Source organism: Gilliamella sp. X-46 (genome assembly GCF_057063525.1).
Genome location: NZ_JBXSQH010000001.1, coordinates 514,300 through 522,878, shown reverse-complemented (window position 1 = coordinate 522,878; position 8,579 = coordinate 514,300). Strand labels below are relative to the sequence as shown.

Here is an 8,579-nt window from a genome sequence, read left to right as displayed (position 1 = left end):
AAAGCGGATATTGAGGAATATATCCATTATTATAATCATAGAAGAATTAAATTAAGCTTGGACAAAAAGAGTCCTGTTCAATATCGGGAGTATTATTTTCCAGCAGCTTAGTTTTTTTGTACAACTTTTGGGGTGCAGTTCAAATACTCCTAAAAGCAATTTAGTAAGGTTATTTTATCGACAATTTCAAAATTGTTAATTACCAATTATATTGTTTGTGATCTTGATCGACTTTTACATCATTTAATTTAAAAGTTAAAATAACTTGTATAAAATAATGTTTAAATTTTTCATTAAATAAAAGATATAAAAATGATTAAATATCAGGATGTTGCAAAAAAAATCAAACAGACGATTTATCAGCAGCAATTAGCTAAGGGCACCCAACTTGCCAATATTGAAGGGTTAATTAATCAGTATCAGGTAAGTCGTAGCACAATTATCAAAGCACTTAATTGTCTAGAACGACAAGGCGTTATTTATCAAGTGCAAGGCAGTGGCATTTTTGTTCGTGAACGCAAAAAAAGAGGCTACCTCAATTTTTTACAAAGTCATGGTTTTACCGTTGATTTAGAAGATGTTTATGGTTCATCGACAGTATTTAATGTCGATATTATCAAGCCCTGTTCAAAGGTTAAAGAAAACCTACAATGTGATGACGATGAAGAAGTTTATTTTGTTAAGCGATTACGTTACGTTGAAGGCAAATTATATGGCTTAGAGCAGTCATACTATCGCAAAAAGCTCATTTGTTATTTAAATAAAGAGATCGTTGAAAATTCAATTTTTAATTATATTCAAGAAAATTACAATATTAATATTGGTTTTTCTGATAAATATATGCAAGTAATAAAGCTTGATGCTGAAATGGCGCAATATTTAGGACTGCAAGCCGGTGAGCCAGCACTTTGTGTTGAAGAAATATTTTATACTTCATCAGGTGAACCATTTGATTTTTCAAAAATCATTTATCATTATGAAAATGCAAGATTTTGCATACAAAATCACTCAAAGTAAGTTTCAGTGATGAGTTATTAGGAAGATGAATAAGAAATCGATCATTCATCTTCCTTTAATTATTAGCAAATTTAACTGTTAACAATTAAATTCTACCACCAACACCCTTAAACTTTTCAACCAATGCGGCGATTTTTTCAAAGACTCGGCTCTTTTTAATTAAATATTGGGGATTCAGTGGGCTCATTTTAGGTAGAATCTCGTTCAGCTCTGTGCCATTTTCAGTTGCATACTCTCGCTTTAACGACGATGCAATATAGCGTTTTGTGGCTGCTTCATTTAAATTTTCCTCTTCAATTAAGGAATTAAGCTCTACCTGTAACTCTTGCTGTGCATACAAGAAAAACGCATCAATAATCGAGGCTTTATCTGGAATAGCATCAAGATCAGTTTGTTTTATAAATTCGACAACTAGCTCTTCTTTAGCTCGATTTTCTAAGCTTGATCGAATTAATCGCTGAGCATCTTCGACAATGTCCTGTTTGGTTTTTTCTTGTTTATTTTGTTCATAAATTAACTCAAGAATATAATCCAAATTGATCTCTTGTGATTTTAATAGATCTATTTCAAAAACTACATCATCCCAGTCAACCCTTTGCTGATCTTGTTGATTGGCTTCTTTTTCTCGGCGTAGCCAATCACGAATATCATTATAGGTTGAACGATAATTTTGAATTGCGCGATCAGTCGGTAGTTTAACTGCTTGCATTTTTTGCAGATCTTCATCAGTCACATAATGCTTGTTTTTAAACGCTAAAACCGCTTGCTCATCAGTCATATCTAATTGTTGGAAATCTTTTAATGCAACAAATTCATCATAATTTTGCAACACATTGTCAGCACGCAAGTATTCGCCAAATAATTTAACAAACGCTTTTTTATCTTTGTCGGTAATAATTTCGTCAGGACGTGGGAATTTGTCTTGCAATTCGGCAACGATAGCTAAATAGCCATGGTGCAATTCACCTGAACTTTTATCAGTAAACCCTTCCATGTATTCCTTAAAGCTTTTTTCTAACACCACTTCACGAGTATTGCTTTTACCAAATGTTTTTATTGCATCAATGGTAGCTTGTTCTAAATCACGGAACGCCACAATATTGCCAAAGGTTTTAGTGGCATTATAGATACGATTGGTGCGTGAAAAGGCTTGAATTAACCCATGATATCGCAGGTTTTTATCGACAAATAACGTATTGAGCGTTGGCGCATCAAAGCCAGTTAAGAACATGCCAACGACAATTAATAGATCGACTTCTTGATTTTTGACTTTTAAAGACAGATCACGATAATAGTTTTGAAATTGATCGCAACTGACATCAAAGTTAGTTTTAAACATCTGATTATAATCTGCTATCGCAGCAGCTAAAAACTCTTTAGCACTTTGATTTAAGGCATCGGTTTCAAAACTTTCATCGGCAAAATTACCCTGTGCATCTTGTTCTTCATTGGCAGAATAAGAAAATATGGTGGCTATTTTTAATGGCTGATTGGCATTTTTTTGTAATTTTTTGAATGATTCATAATAGAGTTTAGCCGCATCGACACTACTCACTGCAAACATGGCATTAAACCCTTTACTTTTGCCCATTAAGCGGTGTGTTTTTTGTTTAAAATTATTCAAAATATATTGTGTGATTTGCTCAATACGGTTTGGGTGGAGTAGTGCTTTTTTATTTTCAGCAGCGCTAAGTTTTTCGAGATCTTGTTCTTGCTCTATCGATTTAAAATTAGGGCGCACATCATTATAGTCAACTTTAAATTTTAGTACCTTTTCGTCACGAATTGCATCGGTTAATACATAAGCGTGTAGTTCACGACCAAAAACATCTGCCGTGGTTTGCGTCCCTATTGCGTTAGTATGCATAATCGGCGTGCCAGTAAAACCAAATTGGTAATACTTTTTAAATTTACGCTTTAAGTTTTTTTGCGCTTCGCCAAACTGGGAGCGGTGCGCTTCGTCAAAAATAAATACCACATGTTTATCATAGATTGCCAAACTATCGTCGCTTTTCATCAAATTATTAAGTTTTTGAATCGTTGTGACAATAATTTTATTATCGGTTTTCTCAATATTGCGTTTAAGCCCAGCGGTACTATTTGAGCCATTGACACTATCTTTTGAAAATTTTTGATACTCTTTCATGGTTTGATAATCCAGATCTTTACGATCCACCACAAAAAAGACTTTATCAATAAATTCTAATTCGGTTGCAAGGCGTGCCGTTTTAAAACTGGTTAATGTTTTGCCTGATCCTGTTGTGTGCCAAATAAAACCGCCACTTTGTAAGCTACTCCACTTTTTGGCATGATAAGCGCTAATGATTTGCCACAATATACGCTCGGTGGCGGCAATTTGGTAAGGGCGCATAATTAACAATGTGTCATTCACATCAAGCACCGAATAAGTCAGTAACACATTTAACAGCGTGCGGCTGGCAAAAAAGGTGGCAGTAAAGTCTTTTAGATCTTTTATCGGTTCATTTTTAACATTTGCCCAATTCATTGTAAAATCAAAGCTGTTTTTATCGCGCTTAGTGGTGTTAGCAAAATAGCGGGTGTCGGTGCCATTTGAGATAACAAACAGTTGTAAATATTTAAACAGTGAATTGTCTTGATTAAAACTCTCTTTACTGTAACGATGCACTTGGTTAAAGGCTTCACGAATGGCAATACCCCGCTTTTTTAATTCAACTTGCACAAGGGGTAAGCCATTCACCAAAATAGTCACATCATAACGATTTGCATAATTGCCAGTTTGCTGAAATTGACGGATAACTTGTAATTTATTATTGGCGACATCTTTTTTATCTAACAGCTTGATATTTTGGATATGACCATCATCAAAAACAAAATCATAAATATGATCGTGGTGGATTTTGCGACTTTTATCGATCATCGATTCATTGGGTTTATCTAAATACTCTAATACAAAACGTCGCCATTCATCATCGGTAAATTGCATTTTGTTTAGTGTTTGCAACTGCTCACGAATATTGGCTAATAACTTTGCATGCGTGTTTAAATTAGGTAAATATTCATAGCCTTGTCGAGTTAAATCATGAATAAATTCGTTTTCTAAATCCGTTTCAGTCTGATAAACAGCTGCTGTTTCTTCAAGCTTGTCGTAGTTATCTAAAATAATATAGCTATTGGTTTCGGCAATTGGTTTTGTATAAGTCGTCATATTCTATTCCAGCTATTTAAAATTATAATTTTTAAGTAAATGATTAAGTAAAAATGCAACAGTTTGCTTTTCAGGTTCAGAAGGTTCGGAAACCATTTCATTAGATAAGGTTGAATGGCTGGTAAAATTGATAATCCGTGTTAAGTAAAGTTGTTTATCGTCAGGCAATAAGTCTGACCATTGCGGATAGCCTAAAAAACAGGCGGTTTTTTCATATAAGTTACGTAATAGGGTAAAATGATATTTTTCAATTTTATTTTCCTTAACCGCTTCTTGCAGCAACTGTTTTAAATAAAGATGATAGGAAAAACTACGGTTTGAATCGCCTTTTTTCTCTTCTAATGCAAATTTACCGTCCTCAAATCGTCTTAAAATATAACTATCTTTTGAAGTTAATTCATTATAAAGCACATTATAAAACAGCGGGTTATGGGTCGTAATAATAAATTTAATGTCAGATTCACAGGATGTGATTAATTGGGCAATATCTACCGCCAATTGGATAAGGTGATTTTCGTCCAATGAACTGACGGGATCATCAATAAAAATATAGCGTAAATGGTCAAATTCATTAGTCGAGCGTTCGCTTTTGTCAGTAATATTGCGCTCTGCGATAACTAAGTTAATCAGTGTAAAAAAAACACTCCAAATTAAATTGTTTTCTTCGCCTTTAGAGATTTTAATATTATCAATACGCTGATCATTATCCCCAGCTAGCGAAAAAGTAATAGCAGAAAAATCCTCGTTGAAATGTGGCAGTAATCTTTGGTGAGTATAGGATTGAAAGTAACGAACAATATTTTGGTCTTGTCCTTGGTCTTTCAAAATCCAGTCAGTAAATGAGTTAGGTTGAATGATTAATTGATGTTTACCCTCTTGGTGTTTATCATTATCCCAAGCAAATAAATCCTCAGTAAAGGCGTTATAGTACAGGATTTTGTGCCTTGTTAAGGCGGTATTATTCTCTTTATCGCCTTTATGCTGCGATATAATTAAATTCTTAAAGGTTTGAGATAAACGCGTTTTACCTGTACCGTTAAAGGCATAGATTAATTGGACTTTTCTATTGTTTTTATCCAGCTTTTCAGCAATATTCCTTAATGTGGTATTCATTTTTTTATAACTCTATCTTATTATTCTTGCACTTTCGGAAAGTCTAATAATAAATTCCGATAATATTCATATTGTTTTTGGCGTAATGCAATCTCACGCGGTAAACCCTCGGTGATTGAATTGGTGAGCGCATCGAATTTGTCTAAGATTTCGACAATACGGGCTTGTTCCTTGAGGGGGGGAATGGGGATTTTAAACTCTCTTAATGCTTTTAAGCCTAAATTTTTTATTGTAGAACCTGTTTTCTGAGTTTCATAATACTTTTGGGCATAACCTGTTTGTAAAAAATAAAATAAAAACTTTACAGATAAACTTTCTGACCTTATTTTGAAATAAGCAACTGATTTTCCTAAAACAATTTTTTCATTATTAAAAAGTGAAACATTTCCAATTGTTCCATTAATTGATAAAAAAACGGTATTTTCTACAGTAAATGTTTTGTTACTTTTTTTAAAAGTTATGTCATCAACTTTTTTTGTATTATTATTAAAAATTATTTTTCCATTATTAAGATTATTACCATTAATAAAATAATAATCACCTGAATTATCATAATTTGGGGTTCCATGCAAACCATCACCAATAGTACAAATTTCACCTAAAGATTTCCACTCAACCTCATCTTCTTTAAAGGTCAACAATTTATCCCGATAATAGTTGTATTGTTTTTTACGTGTGGTAAGCTCCGCTGTGAGCTCTGCTGTGAGCTCTGCTGTGAGGGCTGTAAATGTGTCTAAAATACGGACGATTTCGGTTTGAACGTGTAGAGGGGGGATGGGGATCTCAAGTTTTCTAATAATCTGAGCATTAATATTTGTTTGTGTACCAGTACCAAGTGATTTTATATATGTATATTTACTAGATAAAAAATGAAATATATATCTATAATTTGCTATCTTTCTATCAAGATTTATATTTGCACATGCTTGATTAGTCGTCATGGGTATTTTATTAATACCTACTTTTCCAACTGTAGCACCATACATAGCAATAATTACACAATTTTTCGGTATCCATTTTGCGCTTGAATTATTTACTCCTTTTTCTGTAATTTTTACACCTGTATCCCAAATATTTCCAAAATTTATTTCTTGTGTTCGCAACCAAGGGATATCACCGCCATAATATTCAGAAATATTTGTTTTTGGTGTTCCTCCTGAAGATATTTTAGCCACTTCCCCCAGCGTCTTCCACTCAACCTCAACACCTTTTAGCAACTCAGTTATATTGCTACTCTTAATCATGCTTCAATCTCCACCACAATTGCATCAATTTGGGAACGTAAGCTATCAATTTTAGCTACCGTATCTTTTATTTCGGCATTAAGCTGGGTGATATCAATCACTTCACGGGTATCTTTGGCTTCAACATACGAACTGACGGATAGATTATAGTCATTTTGAGCAATGGTTTGATTATCGACTGATTTAGCAAAATATTCGATATCTTGCTTGCTATCAAATACTTGCATAATTTCTTGAATATGTTCATCAGTGAGCACATTATTATTGGTCTCTTTTTTAAACAGTTTGCTGGCATCAATAAATTGTGTCGTTTTGACGGTTTTATTTTTGGCAAGCACCAAAATATTAACCGCAATCGTTGTTCCATAAAATAAGTTGGGTGCGAGCGAGATTACAGTTTCGACAAAATCATTATCGACCAAATATTTGCGAATTTTTTGTTCCGCACCACCACGATAAAATATCCCCGGAAAGGTAACAATCGCAGCTCGCCCACACTCGGACAGATAACTTAGTGCGTGCATAATAAAGGCAAAATCGGCTTTCGATTTTGGTGCTAGCACGCCAGCGGGCGCATATCGGTCATCATTAATTAAGGTTGGATCGTCACTGCCAATCCATTTAATTGAATAGGGTGGATTCGAAACGATTGCATCAAATGGTTTTTCGTCGCCAAACTTTGGATTAAGTAATGTGTCGCCTAAAGCAATTTCGAATTTATCATAGTTGATATTGTGTAAAAACATATTCATTCGAGCAAGGTTATAGGTGGTATGATTAATTTCTTGACCGAAGAATCCATCCTCAATGATATGTTCATCAAACTGTTTTTTCGCTTGTAATAATAAAGAACCCGAACCTGCCGCTGGGTCATAGATTTTATTGACCTTTGTTTGATTATGTAAGGCTAATTGTGAGATTAGTTTCGATACATTCGGTGGTGTAAAAAATTCACCACCAGATTTACCGGCATTCGAGGCATAATTAGAAATCAAATACTCATAAGCATCGCCAAACAGATCGATTTGATTGTCGGCAAAATCACCAAAATCGAGTTCGGCAACACCATTAAGTACCGCCGCTAATCGTTTGTTTTTATCGGCAACTGTATTACCTAATCGGTTACTGGTGGTATCAAAATCGGCAAATAATCCTTTAATATCGCTTTCTGACGGGTAACCATTAGCTGAGCTTTCAATTGCATTAAAAATATTGGCCAAATCAGTATTTAAACTTGAATTGGTATTGGCTTGAGCTACAATTTTACAAAATAATTGGCTAGGATAAATAAAATAGCCTTTGGTTTTTATTGCGTCTTTTTTAACTTCATCGGTAATGACATCATCGGATAATGTGCTGTAATCGATACCTTCTTCACCACCTTCAATATAATTGGCAAAATTTTCACTAATAAATCGGTAAAATAATGAACCTAAAACATATTGCTTAAAATCCCAACCATCGACAGCACCGCGAACCTCGTCGGCAATTTTCCATATTTGGCGTTGTAGTTGATCACGTTGTTGCGTTCCGGACATTGATTGGGCGTTATTAGAAGTCATATTTTCAAAATTCCTAAATAAAAAATAGGTATTGCCTAATAAGAAAGTAATCGATTTTTACTTCTTTATTAGTCATTTTATTGCTAACTGTTATAGGTCTATATCATAGCTGATTTGTTGTTATTTTTCTATCTGCGGGCTTTTTTATTGCTTTATTTTGAATAAATCTAAGGTTAATAATTTCTTCCATTTTTCACATATCAAAAAAACATCGATCTGGTCGCGCTCCTTGATTCTATTGCTGATTGAAAGTTGTTGATGAACATCATCCAATATCTTTTAAGAAAGATAGAAAATAAGTTAATTGATATAGGCTATTTTTCTATTTATAGGTAGATAAAATTCGAAAACGCTTAACGCTATTTTTAAGGTTTTTATTAAAAATCTAAGCAAATTGGTCTTTTGAGTTTTAGGTTTGGGTAGTACTACGTCATCATAAAGTCCAAAAACTAAAAA

Annotated in this window: 6 protein-coding genes; 2 read left to right on the top strand and 4 right to left on the bottom strand. The window is 33.7% G+C overall.

The window, feature by feature from the left end; all coding sequences use genetic code 11:
* Positions 1 to 111: IS3 family transposase (locus tag ACYIAJ_RS02635; protein WP_483564297.1), on the top strand; the 111-nt coding region annotated here is incomplete at its 5' end.
* Positions 112 to 312: 201 nt separating this feature from the next.
* Positions 313 to 1,017 (top strand): GntR family transcriptional regulator, encoded by a 705-nt coding sequence (locus ACYIAJ_RS02630; protein ID WP_091349445.1) that lies wholly within the window; start codon positions 313 to 315, stop codon positions 1,015 to 1,017.
* An 85-nt stretch (positions 1,018 to 1,102) separates the two neighbouring features.
* On the opposite strand, the gene ACYIAJ_RS02625 is transcribed toward ACYIAJ_RS02630, so the two are convergent.
* From ACYIAJ_RS02625 to ACYIAJ_RS02610, 4 genes are read right to left on the bottom strand one after another with little or no spacing between them, the layout of a single operon-like run.
* The gene (locus ACYIAJ_RS02625; RefSeq protein WP_483558824.1) at positions 1,103 to 4,204 is read right to left on the bottom strand and encodes a type I restriction endonuclease subunit R; all 3,102 of its coding nucleotides are present in this window, start codon (positions 4,202 to 4,204) and stop codon (positions 1,103 to 1,105) included.
* A gap of 12 nt (positions 4,205 to 4,216) precedes the next feature.
* Positions 4,217 to 5,317 (bottom strand): anticodon nuclease, encoded by a 1,101-nt coding sequence (locus ACYIAJ_RS02620; protein ID WP_483558823.1) that lies wholly within the window; start codon positions 5,315 to 5,317, stop codon positions 4,217 to 4,219.
* Between the two features lie 20 nt (positions 5,318 to 5,337).
* Positions 5,338 to 6,561: a restriction endonuclease subunit S gene (locus ACYIAJ_RS02615; protein WP_483558821.1), complete on the bottom strand. Its 1,224-nt coding sequence runs from the start codon at positions 6,559 to 6,561 to the stop codon at positions 5,338 to 5,340.
* The gene (locus ACYIAJ_RS02610) at positions 6,558 to 8,099 is read right to left on the bottom strand and encodes a type I restriction-modification system subunit M (RefSeq protein ID WP_483558999.1); all 1,542 of its coding nucleotides are present in this window, start codon (positions 8,097 to 8,099) and stop codon (positions 6,558 to 6,560) included. Before ACYIAJ_RS02610 ends, ACYIAJ_RS02615 begins: the two co-directional genes overlap by 4 nt.
* Between the last annotated feature and the right edge of the window lie 480 nt (positions 8,100 to 8,579).